The 22,231-nt window shown below is 33.6% G+C and carries 15 protein-coding genes, 1 tRNA gene and 1 pseudogene; 2 read left to right on the forward strand and 15 right to left on the reverse strand.

Annotated elements, in window-relative coordinates:
* Positions 1-97 precede the first annotated feature (97 nt).
* Together C4S35_RS01015 and C4S35_RS01020 are read right to left on the reverse strand one after the other, a co-directional pair.
* Positions 98-607: a nuclear transport factor 2 family protein gene (locus C4S35_RS01015; protein WP_103998772.1), complete on the reverse strand. Its 510-nt coding sequence runs from the start codon at positions 605-607 to the stop codon at positions 98-100.
* A gap of 13 nt (positions 608-620) precedes the next feature.
* Positions 621-3,077, reverse strand: a complete 2,457-nt coding sequence (locus C4S35_RS01020; RefSeq protein ID WP_103998773.1) for an AsmA family protein — start codon at positions 3,075-3,077, stop codon at positions 621-623.
* 637 nt (positions 3,078-3,714) lie between these two features.
* On the opposite strand from C4S35_RS01020, the gene C4S35_RS01025 reads away from it, so the two are divergent.
* On the forward strand, positions 3,715-5,286 hold the full coding sequence (locus C4S35_RS01025) for a L,D-transpeptidase family protein (protein ID WP_103998380.1): 1,572 nt from the start codon (positions 3,715-3,717) through the stop codon (positions 5,284-5,286).
* A 109-nt stretch (positions 5,287-5,395) separates the two neighbouring features.
* Here the strand turns inward: C4S35_RS01025 and C4S35_RS01030 are convergent, their stop codons facing one another.
* From C4S35_RS01030 to C4S35_RS01070, 9 genes and pseudogenes are all read right to left on the reverse strand, one after another.
* Entirely contained in the window at positions 5,396-5,710 is a 315-nt protein-coding gene (locus C4S35_RS01030) for an HPF/RaiA family ribosome-associated protein (RefSeq protein ID WP_103998381.1), read from the reverse strand.
* A gap of 458 nt (positions 5,711-6,168) precedes the next feature.
* Positions 6,169-6,639, reverse strand: a complete 471-nt coding sequence (locus C4S35_RS01035) for a hypothetical protein (RefSeq protein ID WP_103998382.1) — start codon at positions 6,637-6,639, stop codon at positions 6,169-6,171.
* On the reverse strand, positions 6,636-7,256 hold the full coding sequence (locus tag C4S35_RS01040; protein WP_208618854.1) for an HNH endonuclease: 621 nt from the start codon (positions 7,254-7,256) through the stop codon (positions 6,636-6,638). Before C4S35_RS01040 ends, C4S35_RS01035 begins: the two co-directional genes overlap by 4 nt.
* Before the next feature lie 526 nt (positions 7,257-7,782).
* Positions 7,783-9,888 (reverse strand): annotated as a pseudogene (locus C4S35_RS01045) (prolyl oligopeptidase family serine peptidase).
* A gap of 419 nt (positions 9,889-10,307) precedes the next feature.
* The gene (locus tag C4S35_RS01050) at positions 10,308-12,527 is read right to left on the reverse strand and encodes a TonB-dependent receptor (protein ID WP_103998383.1); all 2,220 of its coding nucleotides are present in this window, start codon (positions 12,525-12,527) and stop codon (positions 10,308-10,310) included.
* 124 nt (positions 12,528-12,651) lie between these two features.
* Positions 12,652-13,005: a hypothetical protein gene (locus tag C4S35_RS01055; protein ID WP_103998384.1), complete on the reverse strand. Its 354-nt coding sequence runs from the start codon at positions 13,003-13,005 to the stop codon at positions 12,652-12,654.
* A gap of 128 nt (positions 13,006-13,133) precedes the next feature.
* Complete coding sequence (locus tag C4S35_RS01060; protein WP_103998385.1) at positions 13,134-14,123, reverse strand: aspartate-semialdehyde dehydrogenase; 990 nt, start codon at positions 14,121-14,123, stop codon at positions 13,134-13,136.
* Positions 14,124-14,517: 394 nt separating this feature from the next.
* Entirely contained in the window at positions 14,518-14,934 is a 417-nt protein-coding gene (gene mscL, locus C4S35_RS01065) for a large conductance mechanosensitive channel protein MscL (protein ID WP_103998386.1), read from the reverse strand.
* 86 nt (positions 14,935-15,020) lie between these two features.
* Complete coding sequence (locus tag C4S35_RS01070; RefSeq protein ID WP_103998387.1) at positions 15,021-17,507, reverse strand: bifunctional UDP-N-acetylmuramoyl-tripeptide:D-alanyl-D-alanine ligase/alanine racemase; 2,487 nt, start codon at positions 17,505-17,507, stop codon at positions 15,021-15,023.
* Positions 17,508-17,789: 282 nt separating this feature from the next.
* On the opposite strand from C4S35_RS01070, the gene C4S35_RS01075 reads away from it, so the two are divergent.
* Positions 17,790-18,395 (forward strand): hypothetical protein, encoded by a 606-nt coding sequence (locus C4S35_RS01075; RefSeq protein ID WP_103998388.1) that lies wholly within the window; start codon positions 17,790-17,792, stop codon positions 18,393-18,395.
* Here the strand turns inward: C4S35_RS01075 and C4S35_RS01080 are convergent.
* The 4 genes from C4S35_RS01080 to C4S35_RS01095 form a co-directional block, all read right to left on the reverse strand.
* Positions 18,390-19,151, reverse strand: a complete 762-nt coding sequence (locus C4S35_RS01080) for a porin family protein (protein ID WP_244175168.1) — start codon at positions 19,149-19,151, stop codon at positions 18,390-18,392. The two genes, C4S35_RS01075 and C4S35_RS01080, sit on opposite strands and share 6 nt — an antisense overlap.
* A 766-nt stretch (positions 19,152-19,917) precedes the next feature.
* A tRNA-Ser gene (locus tag C4S35_RS01085) sits at positions 19,918-20,004 on the reverse strand.
* 61 nt (positions 20,005-20,065) lie between these two features.
* A complete protein-coding gene (locus C4S35_RS01090) occupies positions 20,066-21,094 on the reverse strand; it encodes an asparaginase (RefSeq protein WP_103998389.1) in 1,029 nt (342 codons plus the stop codon).
* Positions 21,084-22,220, reverse strand: coding sequence for a 1-acyl-sn-glycerol-3-phosphate acyltransferase (locus C4S35_RS01095; protein WP_103998390.1), 1,137 nt, complete (start codon positions 22,218-22,220; stop codon positions 21,084-21,086). The genes C4S35_RS01090 and C4S35_RS01095 overlap by 11 nt, the downstream gene beginning before the upstream one ends.
* Positions 22,221-22,231 lie beyond the last annotated feature (11 nt).

The following is a 22,231-nucleotide window of genomic DNA, read 5'->3' on the forward strand; positions in this document are numbered from 1 at the left end:
CGAGTTATTTATTATCTCCTTTTTTTTCATTCCAATAAAATAATTCAGCATCTTTATAAGACAGTTCAAACTACTTTTACGAAATCTGATTGTTTCCTTATTTATTGTCTTGCATTTTTTTCAAAAGAACTTCTTCGATGGGTGTTTTTATTTTTACAACTTCGTTTGTATTATCATTTGGAATGGTCATCGATAAAACATAGTGTTGTATTTTCCACTCGTTACCTATTTTTACCAAAACGCCTGAACCACGACAAATCTTCATTTGAGTATTCAACAACTCATCAAACCAAGCCATTTTCCCCGTTTTATCAAAATAAATATGACGCTCCAGTGCTGTAAAATTCCATGCTTTTCCCTTATCAAAAAAGGGTTTGGCGAAAGCCCGAAAGTTCGTTTTATTCCAATTCTCTGTCGCATCGGTGCCAATAAAAACAGCATCATCTGTCATCAAATTAAAGTAATTGTTATAATTCGCTTCGGCAGCCGCTTTATGCCAGGCATCAAGTGTGGAATTAATGTTTGCTTTTGAAGTTGTTTGGATCTCCATCATGCTTTTGCAACCGGATAAAATTAAAACGATGAGAACAGTCAATATTTTTTTCATCTGATTTAGGTATTTATTCATGGTTTTTATTCCATTTGATTTTTATTTTTCCATCAACGTCGACAGCCATTAAATGCAATACAATTCCCTTATTTCGATTTGCAGCTCTTTCGATTTTATTAATGATGAACTCATCCTTTTTTGGATCTCTCAAGGGAATAGTCATGGCTAAATTTGTCCCTCTGTTATATGAATATACGCCGTTTACATCTAAATTTAAAACGCTGGAACTCACTTTCAAATCATTCACATCGACTAAATCGCCATTGATTTTAAAGTTTCCTGACAAATCCTTAAATACAATATCGTTAACGTCTCTAAAAGGAAAAGCGAATTTACCAATATTTGTAATAGGTTCAAAATTGACCAATGCCCCCTGACTCACATCAAATTTAGCAGCCCCGGAAAGTGAATTTGTTTTTAATTGCCCTCCCGAAAGCAGCGTTCCTTTCAGCGATGCAGACGCCGTTAAAAATCCCTTTATGTTTCTTGGTTTAAAAGATTGAATCCCAAAATTATTCCACGAAGTCAGAAAATGTGAAATATCCACACGATTGATTTTTGCACTGGATTCCCAAAGAAAATTATCCCCATAAGGAGCTAACTGACCATCAAAAGAAATTATCCCACCTGAACTTTGCACCCAGCCATTTTTTATAATTAATTTATTGTTGAGTAATAAAATCGTGGCTTTGGCATTAGTCGCCTCGAATTTATTATAGGTCATTTTATCTGCTTTTAGATTTAACACCATTTGGCATTTGTCAATGACGGAATATAATCCTCCTGAAAAATCATCTTTTTTACGCTGCTTTTTTGAGGCTTTTTGACCTGAACTTGTAAAAACACCCACAAACTGTTTCACATCTAGAAAGGTTGCATAAATATCCCAATTAATCAGCATTTTTTCAGGATTTTCGTAATACAAAGTAAGGAAATTATCAATTTTACCTTCCATAAAAACCGTGTTGCGGCGGTCTTTAAAATTAATTTTTTTAATCAACAAAGCTTGCTCCGTAAAATCTAACTGAATCTCTGTTTTTACGAAAGTCAAATTTCGAGGTCCATAGTTTACCGTTGCATTTTTAACGGTTACATTTCCCGTGAACAAGGGTTTTTGTATTTTTAAATCCAAAATATCAAATTTGAAATCCAAATTCACTTTGGCTTGACCATCAGAAAAATGCATTAAATCTTTATTGACTATCTCATTCAATCGGGAAACTGGAAAATCCGATTTAAAACTTCCTGCCGCCGTTGTTTTTTCAAAATTCGAAATAATTCCGATTGGGATTGTAAAAGGAATCGTTTTATATTTCCCGGAAAGATTGGTTAAGGTAATTGTAGAATTGACATCATTACAGCCAGCGCCTTTTTCATATTGGTTAGTAAAACTGGCTTCAAAACTACAGTCAGAAATGATGCCGTCCGGTATCTTGAGTTCATTGTTTTTTATTTTCGTAGTCACTACAATTTCAGGATCACCAGTTTCACTCATATCGCCAATAATCGTACAGCCCACATTTATTGGCTTTTTCAAGTCAAATTGATTGATTCTCCGGCTAATATTATCGCTTAACAATGCCGAAGCGTCTTTCCATAAAATAGTTGTGGTAATGGCAATATCAAAAGGCGATTTCTTTTTGTCCAAGCTAAAATGTGCGTTAATATCAAAACGTTCTTTCCCTATTTCGAGATTCTCGGCTGCTACACTGATCTGGTTTTTCTGTTTAGAAAAGTCAACTACCAAAATGCCTTCAACGATTTTATCCTTGATAAAACTTCCTCTTTGGGTATTGAACGCCATGTTTTTAGCAAGCGTTTTTACATACAGTTTCGTGTGCCAATCGTCATCACCAAAATCTATTTTACTTTGTAAAGAAAGAATATTAAAATCAAACAATTTATTTCCCAATTGATTTTCGGAAATGAAATGCACCTGGTCTAAAACAATTTCATTAATGGAGGAAGTGGTCGAACTTTTTGATTTTGCGCCTTTTAACTGGGGTTTAAAAATAGCGGTATTGATGATTCCGTTTTTTCCTTTAAACAAATGCAAAGTGGCCTGCTGAATTTCTATTTTGTCTATATTGATCTCATTAGAAAGCAAACCCAAAACATTGACACGAATCTCTATTTGTTCCGCCTTGAGCAAGGTACGCTTATGAAAGGACCACAAACTATCCTTTAATTCCACTTGGCTTAACGCCAAAGTCATATTGGGAAATCCCTTTAAAAATTTGTAATTAATATCGCGAATACCAACTGTCCCCGAAATACTTTCGTTGATCTTGGCATTGATTTGGGTTATAATTTCCGCTTTGTGGTTCTTAAAATAAACGGATAAAACAACAGAAGTTATTAACAAAAGCATTACTATTCCCAGAAATAAAAAACCAATTTTTTTGATTATTTTTCTAAAATTTATGGTTTTAAAATAGGTTTTCGTGCTTTGATAAAATTGATTCATGCGAACTCGTTTACTATTTAAAATAAAGGTAGCTAAAAACATCAGGTTATGGAATTAATAATTCAAAAACTGTCTTCACTGCTACTATTGAGCGCACAAACCGACTTTTTCATTCTTGGTAACTCCATTCAATTGCAACGCATTTTTTAAACATAAACTTCGTTAATTGCTGTAAATTTACTTAAGTGAACTAATACAATTTGAGTTTTAATTTTTTACTACTACTCTATGAAAACAGCGTGAAGGTTCATCATCAGTGTCATCTGTGATCTCTAACTTACTGTTGTCTACACGGTAGCGCCGTCCTGCTTTTTCTTGCAAACAGTTTGTATTTTTATGCTGTCCCGACAAAAATGGGCAGCAGGAACAGTTTTACATATATCAGCCTATTTATTTCATAATTTTTGGATTTATAAACATTTATTAGACAAATAATATCGAGTTCAAAAATAAATTTAAAATTCAAAACATTGATATATAATTACTTAGCGATCGATTTTTATTGATTTGCATCTAAAAAGCAAAAATAGAACATAAAGCTCAAAAAATTCCCCTTTTCAAAACTGGTGTTTCAATACTTGATTTGACGTATTTTTGTATCGCCCTAAATGAATTATTACGCTTTAAAGTTTAACCTATGAGAAAGTTATCATTTCCAATTATAATTATCGTTATGACATTTTTGTTTATAACGGTTTCCTGTAAAAAGCAGGAGAAAAAAGAAGTAGAAGAAATTAAAGTTTCCCTTGAAACTCCATTCGACAGTACTCTTGTAAAGACATTTTTTGTCAATCATCCGAAATTACAAAAATATCAAGCTGATGTTGAGAAGCTATATCGCAAACATCAATTTCATTATGTTTGGTATGATGATAACGGAATTAATGATTTCGGTAATCTATTATATGACAAGATCAATAATCTTGAAGAAGAAGGTGTTCAAGTGGATGCTCCTTATAAAAAACAACTCGCTGATATTTACGAAGATCCAGATAACGACCAAAAGCCGGATATTGCTACGGAACTGCTAAGTTCTTCCCTTTACTTTTTTTATGCTGACAAAGTATATCATGGTATAGCTGCTAATAAAACGAAAGATCTCGGATGGTATCTTCCAAGAAAAAAACAATCATATGTTAGTTATTTGGATTCTCTTTTGATTGAACCTACGTTGATTAACAAAGACGAAAAGGGCGTATTAAGCCAATATTATCTTCTTAAAGATGTGTTGCAAAAATACCGTCAAATAGAAAAAAAAGGTGGATGGAAAACCATAACCCTTGATCCAAATGTAAAGTCGTATAAACCTGGTGACAATTCCACTACAATTGCACAAATAAGACAGCGTTTATTCATTACGGGCGATATTACAAAGGATTCAAAAAGCACAGTTTATGATGATGCATTAGCGGACGGAATTTTGAAATACAAAATGAGAAGTGGCAATACTCCAGATAAAGTTATCTTGCCAGCGCACATCAAAGACATGAATGTTTCCGTTGCTCAGCGCATAAAAACAATTCTTGTCAATATGGAGCGTTGTCGATGGATTTCCAATGACATTACTAAATCACCAGAATTTATTGTTGTGAACATACCTGCTTATGAGCTAACTTATTTCAATAATGGAAAACCGGAATTACGTTCTAAAGTGGTCGTTGGTAAAGCCTTAAACAAAACGGTAGTTTTTAGTGCCGTAATGAAATTTATTGCCTTTAGTCCGTATTGGAATGTACCAACGAGTATTTTGAAAAAAGAGATACTTCCTGCTATTGAAGAAAATGAAAACTATTTAGCAGAACACAATATGGAATGGCATGATAGTTATGTGAGACAAAAACCAGGAGGTGATAATTCTTTAGGCAAAGTGAAATTTTTGTTTCCAAATTCCAATAATATTTATTTGCACGATACGCCTTCAAAAAGCTTATTCAGTAGTGAAGACAGAGCATTTAGTCATGGTTGCATTCGAGTTGCTAAACCAAAGGACCTCGCTAATATCATTTTGAAAAATGATCCAAACTGGACTCCTGAAAAGATTGATGCTGCGATGAATAGGTCTACGGAAACCATGTATACGCTGAAAAACAAAATCCCGGTTTATATTGGTTATTTCACCTCTTGGGTAGATGATAAAGGAATTATTCATTTTTATGAGGATATCTACAATAGAGATGAACGATTAGCTTCGCTGATATTTGCGAACTAGACATAATGCTGTTGAAATTGTAAAAAATTTAGTATTCCACAAAAAAAATGACAATATCTTTAAAAAAGGTATTGTCATTTTTTTTTATGTCTTCCGGAACAAGTAAAATTTAATATGCTTTTATTTTATCAAAAGTAGTTCCCAACACTTTTTTTATCTTTTCTAAAGAACCTTGAAAAGCTTTCTCAGTTGTATCAGCATGATTAGTAACTACTATAGGTTGCATATTTGCGGCACGAACTTCTATAAGACAACGCTTATCATTAATACCGGTTTTATCACTATTTTCATCACCAAGATGCACTTCAAGACGTGTGATTTTATCTTCAAAACGCGATAGTACTTTTTCTAATTCGCTAGAAAAATAGGCTTCCAATCTTTCGTGTCCTTCAATATTTTTGTCTGTGTTGATCTGAATTTTCATAATTACTTTATGTTTAGTATTGATTCTCAAATTTAACCATAGTGCGATAAAAACAATAGTAATTAGTAAAACCTTATGAAAATAAAACAGAGAATTTGTGGATTTAAGGAAGGAATTGGATTGAGATTTTAAGTTTAGGATTAAACTTTTTAATGTTTCCTCGAATTAACTTCATATTGAATTTTAGTGATGCATTCCTCGAGATTTTTTTCTATTTCCGCACTCCAAAAACGAAGCACTTTTCAGTTTTGTGATTCGAGATAATTGTTGACTTGAATATCTCTTTGCATGTTAGGTTCTATTTTCTTTTACCAAAACTTGGTATTGGTTTTGACAAGGTCTTTTTGATTTTCCCAATCTTTGCCGTGGAACAATTCGCTGTCAACAAAAATGGCAATTTTGAGTTTTTTGTTAAAATATTTTTAAATCATTATAAAATAAGCTGAAGTTAGATTTAGTTATTCTTGAAGTTTTACAGGATAAACAATGTTGAAAAAATTTTCAAAGGCTTCACAAAGTAATTCTTTATCAAGTTCAAATAATTCCTTTCTAACATCCCATTCTTTTATGTATTCTTCATCTTTTTCACAGATTTCTTCTCCATCAAGCTTTCGAGTTAAAATGTCGCTTAATAAAACACTATCACAAGAATAATATTTTGGATAGTATTTTTCGATGAATGCCCAATAGTCAAATTTGCTTTCTTCTTCTTTTTCTTCGTCTATTTTATCTTCAAATTCATTAGTCACTTCAAATTCTAACCGACCAATCGATTCAGCAATCCCTTTGTAAAAAGCATTCCTTTCTGCTTTGGTATCAAAAACATATTGTTTAAAATTGATACTTTTTTCTAAATCATTAAAAGGTTCTTTGTTGTAAAACTTCCTAACTTGTTCTTTCCCGAAAATTATTTTAGTGTGATAGCTCATTTTTTAAAAATATTTTGATGATGATATTCTAAAAATTCTTTTGATGGTAAAAATTTATCTGGCAAAATGATTGAATGATTATCATAATTTAAAAAAAAATCTGTTACTGCGTCTTCTTTTTTATATTCCTTTAAATATTTAGAAACTTTTATTTTATAATCGGTGGTAACTGTTATAAAACCTTTATCAAATGCCTTATCATGAATTGAGTTTATACACAAACCATTATGAGGATTTAATCTAATTTTTTCATCCTTTGACCAAGGAACAATATGACTTGCTACCAAAAAATCTGGAATTGACAATCCAGTAATACAACACTTTAAATTATATGAAGAAAGAATCGTTGAACGAAAAAAACTTTGATTAACTCTAGCTTTTATGATAGTTTCTCTTTCTCTTCCTAACGGTAAATCATCAATATTTATATGTGCCGTTTTCTCTATTGGCTCATTCGCAAAATTAGAAATTAACATTTCACTTTCGAATGCAAGATTTTCCCAATTATTATTGAATTCGTTCCACACGATTTCATCCAATTTACTTGCATTGGCCAAACCTACAATTCCTCTCTTTTTCAATTCTGGATCAAAACTTCCAAAATTTCCGATTTTCATCTTTACTGAATTCGGACTTCTATCAATTATTTTCGCAATACGAATAATGTCTGGATGATTTGAAGAAACTCTATTAAATGGAATTTTACAATATAGATTCAATCCACTATTATTTGTTCTCTTGTCCAATTATTTCTAACCATAAAAATGAAGTTTTGCCCTAATTATTTTTTGAAACTTACGAAAATAAATTTCAGTTGTTTTTAATATGACAAAATAATAATATCCAAAGGTATTTTTATTTCGACAATTGACCTGCTTACAATTGTCTTCATTAATTTTTAGTTTTCAACTTGATTTTTTAAAACAGAATTACTCGAAAACAAAAAAAACGCTACTCTTTCGAATAGCGTTTTTTGAATTATTTGTTGGTATAAATTCGTGCTGTGATTGCTTCGTTCCTCGTAATGACAATCATTTGAGGAATCTGATGCCCTAGCCCTGATGGGAACGGCATCCTTTTCCTTTTTTCTTTAAAAAGGAAAAGATACAGTGTACTGCAGGAAATAGCTCCTGAAAATAGTTCTTAATTATTTAATTTTGGCAATTCCGTTACTCCCATATTGTACAAGGTAAATGCCTGTATGTCTACGTTTTCCTGAATGGTTGCCGCCACGGATTTTCCGGCACCGTGTCCCGCATTGATGTCGATACGGATTAAAGTAGGATTGGTTCCGGTTTGTTTTTCCTGTAATTCGGCAGCAAATTTGAAGCTGTGTGCCGGCACTACTCTATCGTCATGATCGCCCGTTGTGACCATCGTGGCCGGATATTGCGTTCCTTGTTTTACATTGTTCACCGGAGAATATCCCTTGATTTAGTCAAACATTTCCTTGCTGTCCTGTGACGTTCCGTAATCATACGCCCAACCCGCTCCAGAAGTAAAAGTGTGGTAGCGCAACATATCCATTACACCCACGGCCGGCAAGGCGACTTTCATCAAATCCGGGCGTTGCGTCATGGTGGCTCCCACTAACAATCCGCCGTTTGAACCACCGCGGATGGCAAGAAAACTGGAGGAAGTATACTTTTGAGCAATCAGATATTCAGCAGCAGCGATAAAATCATCGAATACGTTTTGTTTTTGCATTTTGGTTCCCGCATCATGCCATTTTTTCCCGTATTCGCCACCGCCACGCAAATTCGGAACGGCAAAAATACCTCCGTTTTCCATCCAAACTGCATTGGCAATGTTGAAACTTGGCGTCAAGCTTATGTTGAAACCTCCATATCCATAGAGTATAGTTGGATTTTTACCATCTAGTTTTAAACCTTTTTTATGGGTGATCATCATTGGGATTTTGGTTCCGTCTTTAGAAGTGTAAAACACTTGTTTAGAAACGTATTCTTCGCTTTTGAAATCAACTTTTGGTTTTTCATATACCGCGGATTTTCCGGATTTTGGTTCGAATGAATAAATAGTTCCCGGGCTGAGATAATTAGTAAATGAATAATAAAGTGTTTTTTCTTTTTTCTTTCCCCCAAAACCACCGGCAGTTCCTAGATTTGGCAACTGTATTTCCCGAATCATTTTTCCTGAATAATCATATTGTTTCACCACCGAAACGGCATCTTTCATATAATTAGCAAAAATGTAACCTCCACCCGTTGTTGGCGCTAAAACGTTATCGGTTTCTGGGATGAAATCTTTCCAGTTTTCCGGTTTTGGGTTCTTGACATCTACTGTCACAATGCGTTTGTTGGGCGCATTTAAGTCGGTTTCTATGAATAATTTTGTGCCTTCGTTGTCTATGATGCTATTGTCGCTCTTGAAATTATCAACAATAGTCACAATTGGACTGTTGGGCTTGGTCAGGTCTTTGATGTACAATTCGTTTCCATAAGTAGAAGTCGAAGCATTGATGATCAAATAATGATCGTCCTCTGTTACACTTCCGCCAACATAGCGTCGTTTTTGGTCCGCACCAAAGATGATTTTATCTTGCTTTTGTGGCGTTCCTAACTTGTGAAAATACAATTTGTGTTGGTCCGTTTTTGCCGACAATTCGCTTCCTTTTGGTTTGTCGTAACTGGAATAGTAAAATCCTTCATTCGCTTTCCAAGATACACCGCTGAATTTCACATCGACAATAGTATCTTCAATTATTTTTTGGGTGATGGCATCCATGATAATCACTTTTCTCCAATCGCTTCCGCCTTCTGAAATGGCATACGCAACTTTAGAACCATCTTTGGAGAAATCCAATCCACCAAGCGAAGTGGTTCCATCTTTAGAAAAAGTATTGGGATCCAAGAAAATAGTTTCGGTTCCTTTGGCATCTTTTCTATACAACACCGACTGATTTTGCAAGCCGTTGTTTTTGTAGTAATAGGAATAATTTCCCTCTTTGAAAGGTGCGCCTATTTTCTCATAATTCCACAGTTTTTCCATTCTTGCTTTTAACACATCACGAAACGGAATCTGGGCTAAATAATCATAAGTCACTTTATTTTGGGCTTTTACCCAAGCACCGGTTTCGGCAGATTTATCATCTTCGAGCCAGCGGTACGGATCGGCAACTTTGGTATCAAAATATACATCGACCGTTTCGCCTTTATGGGTAACTGGATATTTCATTGTAGTTGGTTTTTGGTTTTGGCCAAAACTTGTAATTGTGGCAGATAAAGCCATTAATAAAAAAGTGTTTTTCATCATTTTGGTTTTAGGTTATTACAAAAATAGGGAAATAGTTAGTGTTCCGTATGAAGGAAGCATTAAAAAAATTAGTCGCTAAAATGGTTTTTTTATTACAGTTGTGCCAATCTAAAATGAATTATACATTTTCATAATGCTGAAAATAATAAACATATAAGTCATATAAGTTTTTTTAAGTTCAAAAATAATTGACGTGTGCAGCAAAAAAATAACAAACCTTATAAGGCATTTAAGGTCATTTAAGTTAAAACTAATTCATTTGTGTCACAGTTTGAGCTTAATACTCATATGACTTATATGTTGAAAAAAATAGCTTAAAGACTTATTTTATAGTGTAAAGAAAAACGCTACCCTTTCGAATAGCGTTTTCTTATTTTTATGCTTATGCAAAAGTGCTACAAATTAAAATTCACCCCAAAAACAATGTTTCTTCCAATGTTAGGAATTCCATCAGTTTTCAATCTGGAAAGATGCGCGATATAGCTTTTGTCCAATAAATTATTCCCGTTCAAATTAATTTCAAAAGCCGTTTTACCGAGTTTTACTTTTCCTCCAAAACCTAGGTTTACCAGTGTGTAGCCATTTGATTTTGTTTCAAAACCACTCACGTTATTTTGATTGAAAGTAGAGGAGAAATTCAAAGTGGCAAATCCATCTTCTAACCAGTTTTTAATTTTAAATTCGGTTCTAATCGTGTTATTCCAATTGTTTGCAGGAATCAGAGGCAGAAAATCACTCCCGACGCTTCGGGATTGTTTCTTGCCGGTTACGGTTTCAAAACTAGTTTCAAAATGTAGCCAATCCAAAGGATGCGGGTGAAAATGCAGTCCTATTTCGCCACCGTACAATTTGGCATTATTCTGAATATAATCAAAAACATCGTTCTTGTCAATCACCGCTCCGGTTGGCGCCGTGTAAATATAATTATTGATGTGATTGTAAAATCCATTGGCAAAAAACTCAAAATGACTGTTTTTATATTCTAAATTCACATCGGTTTGTACGTTTTGCTCCGTTTTCAAATCACTGTTTCCTCTTTCATAACGATTCGTTCCTTCGTGGACACCATTGGAAGTTAATTCGGCTAAATTCGGCGCTCTAAACCCCGAAGCCACATTCAATCGTAAGGTCAAATCTTCGGCCAGATTGGTTTTGTAACCCAACGAAGCATTAAAACTATCATACGATTTATCGATGACCTTAAAATAACCTACCTGACCTCGCGTTCCGTGTTCTTGTGTGGTGATTTGTCTGTTATCGAAACGTAATCCTCCTTGTAAAACGTTTGATCCCCATTCATAATTAGCGGTTCCAAAAACACCAAAATCAGTGATTGCAGCATCTGGAATCAAAAATTCTTCTCCAGAATTCGTATTGTTTTGGTGCATTCCCTGAATTCCAACTATAGATTCGACTTTTCCTATTTTTGGCAAATGGTATTTCGCATCATAATTGAATGTTTTTAATTTCATCTGTAAACTGGCCACATCACTATCCGTGAACTCCGAACGGTCATTGGCAACATAACCCAAATCAACATCGAATTTTGAATTTTTTAAATAAAATATAGAATTCAAACTCAACAAATGATTGAAAACGCCTTGTTTTGGAAAACCTGTTTTCTTACTTGTAGATTGTTCCGCAATACCATTTTCTGGAATTCCTAAATCAAGTTTGTTGTAATTGTAACGAAACACCGTCGAAAATTTTGAATCACTGTAACCAATTCCTGTTTTGAAATCCGTCTCGTTATAACGGGTATTGGTCACTCGGTCGCCATTTGGAATGGTATAATCAGAATGTGTATTGTAACTTCCACGAGCAAGGAATTTCCAGTTTTCAGTAGATGTTTTTAATCCCAAAGAAGAATTACTGCCTAAAGTATTCGAGAATAATTTCTGACTGAAATTAGCTTTGAAGGTATTGGCATCGGCAAATTTTTCTGGGTTAAAATACAAAACACCACCCAAAGCATCCGAACCATACAGCAACGAAGCCGGTCCTTTGATGACTTCAACGCTTTCTATTCCAGAGTCGTTTAATCCCAAACCATGTTCGTCTCCAAACTGTTGATTTTCCATTCGAACGCCTTGTGAATATACCAAAACCCGATTCCCGCTCAATCCACGAATTACTGGTTTCCCGATGGAAGTTCCCGTAGAAACCTGCGAAACACCTGGAATAGTTGCCAATCCTTCGATTAGGGTGGCGGTTCCTTTTCGTTGTAACTCTTTGATGCTCTCGTGCTCCACCTTCATCACGTTCTGCGATTGTATTTTATTGAAAGCCGTGGAAACAATCACCTCATCCATTTGGAATATAGTTTCTTCAAGAATCACATTTAGTGTATTTTCTTTTTGTAAGCTATTTATTGTTTTATTTTGGATTCCAAATCCGATGAAAGTAAAAGTCAGTTTTAGATTTCCATTAGGGAGATTGGTAAATATATATTTTCCGCTCTCATCTGTTGCTGTTCCCTTGTGTAATTCTGAAGCATAAATAGAAACGCCTTTTATAGGTTGGTTTTTTGAATCCGTCACCGTTCCCGATACTGTGTTTTGCGCAGTAAGCATAACCGAAAACCCCAAGAATAGGGCTATAATAAAATATTTCATTGAAAATGATTGTATTCTTCCCGACCACATTCTTCTCTAAAATAAAGGAATGAGTCTGGAATTATTAAGTAAATAAAATAGAAATGATAGGTGCTGAAATAAATCAACAGAAGCTGAAATAAATTCAGCTTAAACTATTTGCAGGAGGTCCGCGAAGGGAATATAAACTTCCGGAAAACGAAAAAACCGTTTCCTCAGCACTAATGAAATAAAGTATTTCTTTATAAGTGGAATATGATTGATATGAAAATTCTTTTGGAGAAATATAACTGCCAAAAGTAAAATCACAGACATAACAATGATCAAAATTATGATGCTGATGCGTTATCTCTTTATTAGTAATATTGTATTTATGATGGCATTGCTTTTGGGAAAGTTGCTTCTCTAAATGCTCATAGGTATGAAAGGACTGAAACAGTATTGAGAACAATACCACAATCGCCAAAGAAAGACTTATTATGAGCTTATTCTTTTTCATCCAGGGCAAAGGTATGAAAACATAGAAATGTTATCCTATTTAAAACAAAAAAACTACAACCCTAAAAAGTAAAGACGCACTGCAGTGCGTCTCTACGGTGCGTCTCTACATTGAAAATTAAATTCAGGTTAAACTAATTTAGCTGCAATCAAATATTCCGCAATTTGAATGGTGTTTGTCGCTGCTCCTTTTCTCAAGTTATCGGCTACAATCCACATGTTCAATGTATTGGGTTGACTTTCATCACGACGAATCCTACCTACAAAAACATCGTCTTTTCCTTGCGCATACATCGGCATTGGATACGTGTAGGTATCATTGTTATCCTGAACCACCACTCCGTCAGTGTGATGCAAAATATTTTGAACATCAGACACTTCAAAATCCTTGCTGAACTCAACATTTACCGCTTCGCTGTGACCGCCAACAATAGGCACACGAACAGCAGTTGCCGTAACAGCAATTGTTTTATCACCCAATATTTTTTGAGTTTCACGAACCAATTTCATCTCTTCTTTAGTGTAACCATTGTCTTCAAAAGAATCACATTGTGGAATTGCATTTCTATGAATTGGATATTTATAAGCCATTTCACCTTGAACTCCTGCATACTCATTTTCCAATTGCTGCACCGCTTTTACACCTGTTCCAGTGATGGATTGATAGGTAGAAACAATTACGCGCTTTATGTTGTATTTTTTATGTAAAGGGGCCAAAACCAAAACCATTTGGATAGTAGAACAGTTTGGATTTGCAATAATTTTATCTTCTTTTGTTAATTCGCCAGCATTGATTTCAGGCACGATTAATTTTTTGGTTGAGTCCATTCTCCAAGCCGATGAATTATCAATAACTGTTGTTCCTGCTGCTGCAAATTTTGGAGCCCATTCCAGCGAAGTTTCACCTCCTGCAGAAAATAAAGCGATGTCAGCCTTCATATCTACTGCCGTTTGCATTCCTACAACCGTATATTTTTTTCCTTTGAATTCAATTTCTTTCCCAACTGACCTTTCAGAAGCTACAGGAATTAATTCCGTAACAGGGAAATTTCTTTCTGCTAATACTTTCAACATTACTTCGCCAACCATTCCAGTAGCGCCTACAACTGCTATTCTCATAGTATATTTTTATTATTTGGACATTCAATTTGAATTGCAAAAGTAAGTAATATTGAAACCAAAACAAGCGCATTCACAAAAAATAACAAAATGTTATAATTACAACAATCCATAAACAACCACTGATTCACAGATAAAAAATTTAAAATCAGCAGTACTATTATTTTTTTTGGGATCCTCCTTGATTTCTTTGCAAAACATCTTGTTTTAATTATTCAATCATTGAGAAATAAAGAAAATTTAACCACTAATTCTCTATGAAACTTAACTTCTTACTGGTGAAAAAAATGTCTTTTTTCAAGTAAATATTAAAAAAAGCAAAACCGCATCAATTATAAAGCGGTTTACTCCTGCAAAAAATCCAGGATAAATTCGACTATACAGTATAACGGTATTATTTTTTTAATAGATCTCTAATTTGAGTTAGCAATTCTTCCTGAGTAGGTCCGGCTGGAGCGGCAGGAACAACCTCATCTTTCTTTTTGGCTTTTTCAGCAGCTCTTAAAATAATAAAAATAAAGAAGGAAATAATAACGAAATTGATAATTGCTTGAACTAAATTTCCATACGTAATTACTGCAGCTCCGGCTTTTTTTGCTTCTGCTAAAGTTTCATAGCTATTCCCATCTAAGGTAACGAATTTTTGTGTAAAGTCGATTCCACCGGTTATCAGTCCTACAATCGGCATAATAACATCATCAACTGCAGAACCTACAATTTTACCAAACGCCGCACCTATAACTACTGCCGTTGCTAAACTCAACACACTACCTTTCATTAAAGATGCTTTAAAATCGCCAAAAAATCCCATAATTAATTTTTTTAGGTTAAAAACCCATTTTTTTAAACGAATTTAATCAAAATTTTAATATAGTTAGAGGACACTTCCTCAATTAATCACTCTCTATAAAACACCCGCTTTACACGTTGCGAAATACTGGTAAGGATTTCGTATGGTATCGTGCTTAATTTTTGGGCAATATAATTTACTGTTGGGCTTTTGCCAAAAATAACTACAGCATCCCCTTCTTTACAATCTATTCCGCTGACATCGACCATTAGCATATCCATACAAATGCTTCCAACTATAGTCGCTTTTTCATTTTTAATAGTCACAAAACCAACTCCATTTCCCCAACCTCTCGAAATTCCATCAGCGTAACCTATAGGAATTGTGGCAATTTTTGTTGATTTCTCCGCCATAAATCTTCTGCCATAACCCACACTTTCACCAGCAGGAATGGTTCTGATTTGAGAAATAATAGATTTAAGTGTGCCTACATTTTCTAAATATTTTTGCTCTTCATCGTCATTTGAAACTCCGTAAAGTCCAATTCCAAGACGAACCATATCAAATTGTGACTCGGGATAATTACTAATCCCCGACGTATTTAAAATATGTCGAATAGGTTTTATTTGCAATTCAGTCATTAATTTTGAAGATAATTTTTCGAACAAATCAATTTGTGAATGCGCAAAATCCTTCTGTTTTAAATCATCGCTAGTGGCCATGTGCGACAAAATACTTTTTATCTGAATGGTTTGATTTCCTTTTAGAGCAATTATCAAATCATCAATTGTATTGGCTTCAAAACCCAAACGATGCATCCCGGTATCAAGTTTGATATGAATGGGAAAGTGCTTCAATTTTTTTTGTTCCGCGATTTTAATAAAGGCACGAAGCCCTTTCAAACTGTAAATTTCTGGTTCCAATTGATGTTGGATGATCGCCGAAAAACTGGTGTTTTCCGGATTCATTACCATGATGGGCAAATGAATTCCCAGATTTTTCAATGAAATTCCCTCATCGGCAAAAGCGACTCCCAAATAATCCACTTTGTGATGTTCCAATAATTTGGCGATTTCAAATCCACCGTTTCCATATCCAAAAGCCTTCACCATTACCATCATTTTGGTTGCTGGTTTCAACTTTGATTTAAAGAAATTTAAATTATGGCTAATGGCATTCAAATTAATTTCAAGAACGGTTTCATGTGTCTTTTCTTCTAGCAGGGAAACAATTTCTTCAAATTGAAAAGTTCTGGCTCCTTTTATCAAAATGGTTTCATTGCTGAAGATTAAAACGTCAAAATCAGCAATGAACTCTGCAGTGTTTTTATACGTTATGCAGTTGGTAAACATTTCTTTAAATGCCGAAATAGTTTCTCCAATACCTATTACCCGACTGATTTTGTTAGAAATAATTAACGCTGCAACTTTCGAATACAATTCGGCATTAGGCAAACCACTTTGAAAAATATCAGATAAAATAACCGTTTTCTTTTGATCTTGTTTGTTGCGGATGTTGGCCTGTTGGGCTCGGGTCTGACTTTCTAGAAAATCTAAAGCTATTTTAAGAGATTGAAAATCGGAACTGTAACTGTCGTCAATAATACTGCAATTGTTGATTCCATTCTTGACTTTTAAACGCATTTCAACAGGATACAATAATTTCATCCGGTTTTGAATGATTGTTACATCGTATTTAAAATATAGCAAAACCATCAAACACGAAATCGCATTTTCAACAGAAGCCGCATCTTGAAAAGAAATTTCTATTTCGAAATTTTCTTTCGCTTGACGAATATGTAAAAATGTTTTATCTGAAACAGGCCTTTTAGTAACAAAAACATCAGCCGTTGCATCTTTAAAACTCCAGGAAAAAGCGATTTGATTCCCACTTTTAAAACTAAATAAATTAGCATCAACAATTTCATTTTTCTGATAAATAACCACTTTCGAATGCTTGAACAGCAGGAGTTTTTCTCTTATTTTTTCTTCTAAATTTCCAAAGCCTTCATCATGTGCAGAACCTATGCTTGTTAAGATTCCAATTGTCGGCTTGATAATTTTCTCCAGTTTTTCCATCTCAGAAAAAGTAGAAATTCCTGCTTCAAAAATTCCAAGATTGTGTTGCTCATTAATAGCAACCACGGACAAAGGAACGCCCACTTGTGAGTTGTAACTTTTAGGGCTTCTTATGGCATTATAATCCGGGCTTAGTAAAAAATTAAGCCATTCCTTAACGATTGTTTTTCCATTACTTCCCGTCAATCCAATAACCGGAAAATCAAAAAGACTGCGATAATATCCTGCAAATAGTTGTAAAGCGACTAATGTATTTTCGACTACCAGAAAATTAGCTTTGCCGGCAGAGTCGTCAGGAATATGAGTTACCACAAAATTCTGGACGCCTTTTTCAATTAAATTTTTAATGTACAAATGCGCATCATTGTTGGACCCGATCAATGCAAAAAATAAAGTTTGCGAACTATTTTGTAAAGAGCGACTATCGATAGAAACAGCGTCTATAGTTTTAGCATTATTGTTATCTACAAATACAGCGTGAATTTGCGAAATGATATTTTTAATTTTTAGAATCATTAATATAGAAAGCGAATGACGCTCATTTAAGGATTTATATAAATTACTATTACAAAAGAGAAGAATATTTTATTCCTAACTATTGTTTTCAATGATTCCTCAAAAATAATACTTCTTTTGAAAATGAAGACTTAGAAAGCTCAGAAATTATAGCCAATTTACATTTATTAATGATCAATCCAAATTACATAGAAAGCCTTATTAAATGTTAACAAACTCAAAAATACAACTACACTTTACAAAATTATTTATATTTGTTGAAGTCAATAAACATCAGAACTCTTGAAAAAAATCCTTCCCTTATTTTCTTATATTTTTCATCCGATATTTATTGCGGCTATGGCCACGTTATTTTATCTTTTTTTTAATACCTCTAATTTAATGCCAGAGGAAAAATTATTCGTTTTTTCTCAAGTAGTAATTATAACTGTTATCATTCCTATTCTATTTTTTGCAATATTAAGGGCTGTTGGTAAAATTGATTCTGTCATGGTTGTCGACGTAACGCAACGCAAAATACCGTTGATTCTTCAATGTTTTTTAATCATTTTATTGGTTCGAAAAAGCATTACTATAGATCGATATCCTGAATTGCATTTTTTCTTTTTAGGAGCATTGCTTAGCACTATTTTGGCCCTTTTATCTTTATTTGCCAATATAAAAGCTAGTTTGCACATGATGGCAATAAGTGCATTAACCGTATTTGTTATTGCAATAAGTTTACATTTTCAGTTTCAGAATACTTTTATTATCGCACTTTTAATACTCTCCAATGGACTTGTAGCTTCCTCTCGCATAGAAATGAACGCGCACACGAACAAAGAATTAATTATAGGGTTTCTTCTAGGAAGTATTCCGCAATTACTTTTATTGTTTTTATGGTTATAATATGTAGAAAATTAATCCAATATTTAGAGATTTCATAGCGATGGGATCTCCTTCAATCTTTGCCGTTTTAAACAAAGAATTTAAACCGTAATAAGCATACACATTTATGGTGTTATACCCTAATGAAATATAGGTTCCATAAAGAAGTTTGTTGAAATCCTTATTACCGGTAACTAAGATTTTGCCTTGGTCATCTTCAAAAATGGATCTGTCATAAATCAAATAACTCAATTTAAGTCCTCCATAAATTCTCCAAAACTTGTGATTTTCATAAGTAGAAGTTCGCCATCTAAACTCAATAGGTACTTCAACTAAAAATTGTGAAAATTTATTTTTATTAAAAGTGGTTTCGGGATTAATAATAGAATAGGTAGGAGATTGATCTGATTTATAAATCGCAAGATTCTGATTATAATTATTATAAGAAAATCCAATTCCAGAAGCTATTGCAACAGTTCTATTTTTGTTTACAGGCATATCCCTTAGAAAACCCAATGAAAATCCAGTAGACAATTTACTTTGTGACAAACCTTCGGGTTTATTTGTCAAGGTGTTGTACATGAATCCAAAATAGAATTGGTCTTCTCTATATAACGAATCGATTTTTACTTTTAAAGCACCATCCAGAGTTGTGGTTTCTTGTGAAAAAATATTAAAAATGGTTAGAAAAAAAAGACAACTAAAGAATAATCGCATGTTGTTACTTTTGTGTAATGATTGCTTCATGTCGCTCTTAAATACATTCCTTAATTCCATTATGGTTCATGGTTTTACAAATATAGTATTTTGATCGCCTCCAGAAACGTATTTTTGTCAAAAACACAGTAATCGATTTTAATATTCCCTTTTAGAGAATAATTTAGAATCGCAATCAAATAGATATATACAACAGCATCCCCATTAAAGCAAGTATAGACAAACTCCCTGTCGTAACAAAAAAAGCACCTACGTATAAAAACATTTCGTTTTTTTTATTTTCTGTCTCCATCTGTTCCGTTATTTTGATTGATAAATTTTTTATATTGATGCTGTATCAAATATTCCTTATTTCTCGGTTCTTCGATTTAATTATCTTAACTAAATTCCCGTAAAAATTTCAAGAATATTATGCTTTTTAAACTCTACATAAAAGTAAAGATTTAACGCCTTAAATGCAAATATAATCGATTAACTACATGAATCTATATTTTTTACAATATTTTTCTTACTTAATTTACGCGACGAATGTTATTTTAAAAAATAAGCAGAGACGTTTCATGACGAATCAACAAAAAAATTCAATTATAAATGAAAAAATGTGGTTAGAAATCAGAAATCGAAAAGATTTAAGAATGGTAAAAGCCGCAAATATCATATTTGTTAGCGATAAAAATTTTAAGGTATTTGTAAATAAAAGAAGTAATTTTACTAATCTCAGAAGTAGCGCTTAAAAAATTAATGCTTGGTATTTAATGCCTGAGTCTTTTTTATAATTTTAGCCAAACAAAAAATGCTCCCCTTTCAGGAAGCAATAGTTTTTTTGCAGAGAGGATGGGATTCGAACCCACGATGCAGTTACCCACATACTAGCTTTCCAGGCTAGCTCCTTCAGCCACTCGGACACCTCTCTATTTTATTTAAGGCTGCAAAGAACACGAAAAAAAATGAGTTACAAAAGTAAAATCTAATTATTATACCATTTCACCTCGTAAAGATGTTTCGAAGATCTTTTTGAACTCGTTGGGAGCTATTTTTTGACCTAATAAATACATCAATTTCGTGATTGCTGCCTCAGTGGTGATATCTTTTCCCGATATAACTCCGATTTCTTTCAACGAAGTGCTTGTTTCATATTGTCCCATACTCACACTTCCGGCAGAACATTGGGTCACATTGATGATATGCAATCCTTTATTAATGGCTTTTTTTAAGAGCTTAATAAACCAATCTTCTGTAGGAGCATTTCCGGCACCATAAGTCTCTAAAATAATTCCTTTAAGATTTGGAATGTTTAGAATTGCTGTCAAAACGACTTCACTAATTCCTGGAAACATTTTAATGATAGCCACATGTTTATCTAAATTTTTATGGACTTTCAATTGCAAATTACTTTTTAAAGGCAAAAACAATTCCGAATTCAGTTTTAGATGCACTCCTGATTCTACTAAATCAGGGTAATTTGGCGAAGTAAATGCTTTGAAATGTTCCGCATTTATTTTAGTAGTTCTATTGCCCCTGTACAATTTATATTCAAAATAAAGACACACTTCACTAATAACTGGTTTCCCGTTTTCACGCAAAGAAGCAATTTGTATAGCAGTTATTAGATTCTCTTTCGCATCAGTACGTAAATCACCTATAGGCAATTGGGATCCTGTAAAAATAACTGGTTTAGCTAAATTTTCCAGCATGAAACTTAAAGCGGAAGCGGAATAAGACATCGTATCTGAACCATGAAGCACGACAAATCCATCAAATGAAGGATAATTATCAGCAATGATTGTCGCAATCTTGGCCCATTTTTCAGGATTCATATTGGATGAATCAATTGGCTTATCAAAAGAAATAGTTTCTACCTCACAGTCCAATTGTTTCAATTCCGGTATTCTTTGCAGTAACTTACTGAAATTAAATGCTCTAAGAGCACCAGTCTCAAAATCTTTTTTCATACCAATAGTTCCACCAGTATAAATCAAAAGTATTTTGGCTTTAGACAACATTTTTATATTTTAATGTATTCACAACAGGTTTGGCATACATGGCCAGAAAACCTTCTAAAGCTACTGGATTATCATGGTCAATTCTCATTTCTAATCTGCGCTCAAAAAGTAATTTTTCGTTTTCAGTATATAAATGCGAATACGTGTTCAATTTATTTACAATATCGTAAGCGATGAAATTCGTAGTCCATAATTTATAATTGCTCAATATTGCATCATCTATAACTTGGGCCAAAGCTTGTATTTGCTTATTTGTATTGTCATTTTCAGTCGTAATTTTATCAATTTCAGAATCTAAAACTTTACCAACATGAATGTGGATTCTTTTCTTTTGTCCCATAGCTCCACTAAGAATCGTCATGAAATCTTCATTTTTCTCCTTGATATAAATTTCATTATTGGCTTCAGCCATCAATTGAGGCATTTTCAAAGCATCAGTTGGATCATATTCATAGGAAATCGATACCGGTACGATTTTGATTTTTTTGAAATAGTCCATCAAGTACTTCTCGTCAGAACCCATTCCAAGCATTTTCAAAACACCGGGATTTGTCACATCATTCCCATCTTTTGTTCTTCCCTCTCGCTGTGCAATCCAAACCGAACGATTTTCATGAAGCAATAAATTTCCAATATATTCTGATAGTAATTTAGAGCTTTGCAGCATTTCTCTGGGAGTCAATCCGCGTAACACCAGAAAATTACGATTCAGTTTCGCTAACGTACATAAAAAGGCTTTTTTGACCAGATTATCCCCAATCGCCGAAGCTGTCATTCCTAAACCATGCTCGAATAATGCGGTATTCAACAAAGTTGTGTCTAAAAGAATATCTCTATGATTTGATATAAACAAATAGGAAGTGTTTTTTTCTAAATTTTCAAAACCTGAAGTCGTTAAACCTTCAGAGCTTTTTTCTAGCACTTTTCGGACAGACTGGTATATAAAATTGCATTGAAAATCACGTATAGAATGCGTTTTCTTGAGTTGTTCTTTCCAAACTTCGTCTTCCACGTCAGGAAAAGTAAAGTTCATTAATGCCTTCATCATAGGATGATGAATCACATTATGAAGTGCCTCATTTACTTCAGAATCGTAAAATGGTCGAATAGCGTCAAATTTTTGCATTTTGGTTCTCA

It is taken from the genome of Flavobacterium urumqiense (assembly GCF_900108015.1).
Taxonomy (GTDB): domain Bacteria; phylum Bacteroidota; class Bacteroidia; order Flavobacteriales; family Flavobacteriaceae; genus Flavobacterium; species Flavobacterium urumqiense.

Bases quoted from the DNA above. Each gene is read 5' to 3' on its own strand.
- C4S35_RS01015 (WP_103998772.1), bottom strand. From the start codon at position 607: ATGAAAAAAATATTGACTGTTCTCATCGTTTTAATTTTATCCGGTTGC.
- C4S35_RS01020 (WP_103998773.1), bottom strand. From the start codon at position 3,077: ATGAATCAATTTTATCAAAGCACGAAAACCTATTTTAAAACCATAAAT.
- C4S35_RS01025 (WP_103998380.1), top strand. From the start codon at position 3,715: ATGAGAAAGTTATCATTTCCAATTATAATTATCGTTATGACATTTTTG.
- C4S35_RS01030 (WP_103998381.1), bottom strand. From the start codon at position 5,710: ATGAAAATTCAGATCAACACAGACAAAAATATTGAAGGACACGAAAGA.
- C4S35_RS01035 (WP_103998382.1), bottom strand. From the start codon at position 6,639: ATGAGCTATCACACTAAAATAATTTTCGGGAAAGAACAAGTTAGGAAG.
- C4S35_RS01040 (WP_208618854.1), bottom strand. From the start codon at position 7,256: ATGAAAATCGGAAATTTTGGAAGTTTTGATCCAGAATTGAAAAAGAGA.
- C4S35_RS01050 (WP_103998383.1), bottom strand. From the start codon at position 12,527: ATGAAATATTTTATTATAGCCCTATTCTTGGGGTTTTCGGTTATGCTT.
- C4S35_RS01055 (WP_103998384.1), bottom strand. From the start codon at position 13,005: ATGAAAAAGAATAAGCTCATAATAAGTCTTTCTTTGGCGATTGTGGTA.
- C4S35_RS01060 (WP_103998385.1), bottom strand. From the start codon at position 14,123: ATGAGAATAGCAGTTGTAGGCGCTACTGGAATGGTTGGCGAAGTAATG.
- mscL (WP_103998386.1), bottom strand. From the start codon at position 14,934: ATGGGATTTTTTGGCGATTTTAAAGCATCTTTAATGAAAGGTAGTGTG.
- C4S35_RS01070 (WP_103998387.1), bottom strand. From the start codon at position 17,507: ATGATTCTAAAAATTAAAAATATCATTTCGCAAATTCACGCTGTATTT.
- C4S35_RS01080 (WP_244175168.1), bottom strand. From the start codon at position 19,151: ATGGAATTAAGGAATGTATTTAAGAGCGACATGAAGCAATCATTACAC.
- C4S35_RS01090 (WP_103998389.1), bottom strand. From the start codon at position 21,094: ATGTTGTCTAAAGCCAAAATACTTTTGATTTATACTGGTGGAACTATT.
- C4S35_RS01095 (WP_103998390.1), bottom strand. From the start codon at position 22,220: ATGCAAAAATTTGACGCTATTCGACCATTTTACGATTCTGAAGTAAAT.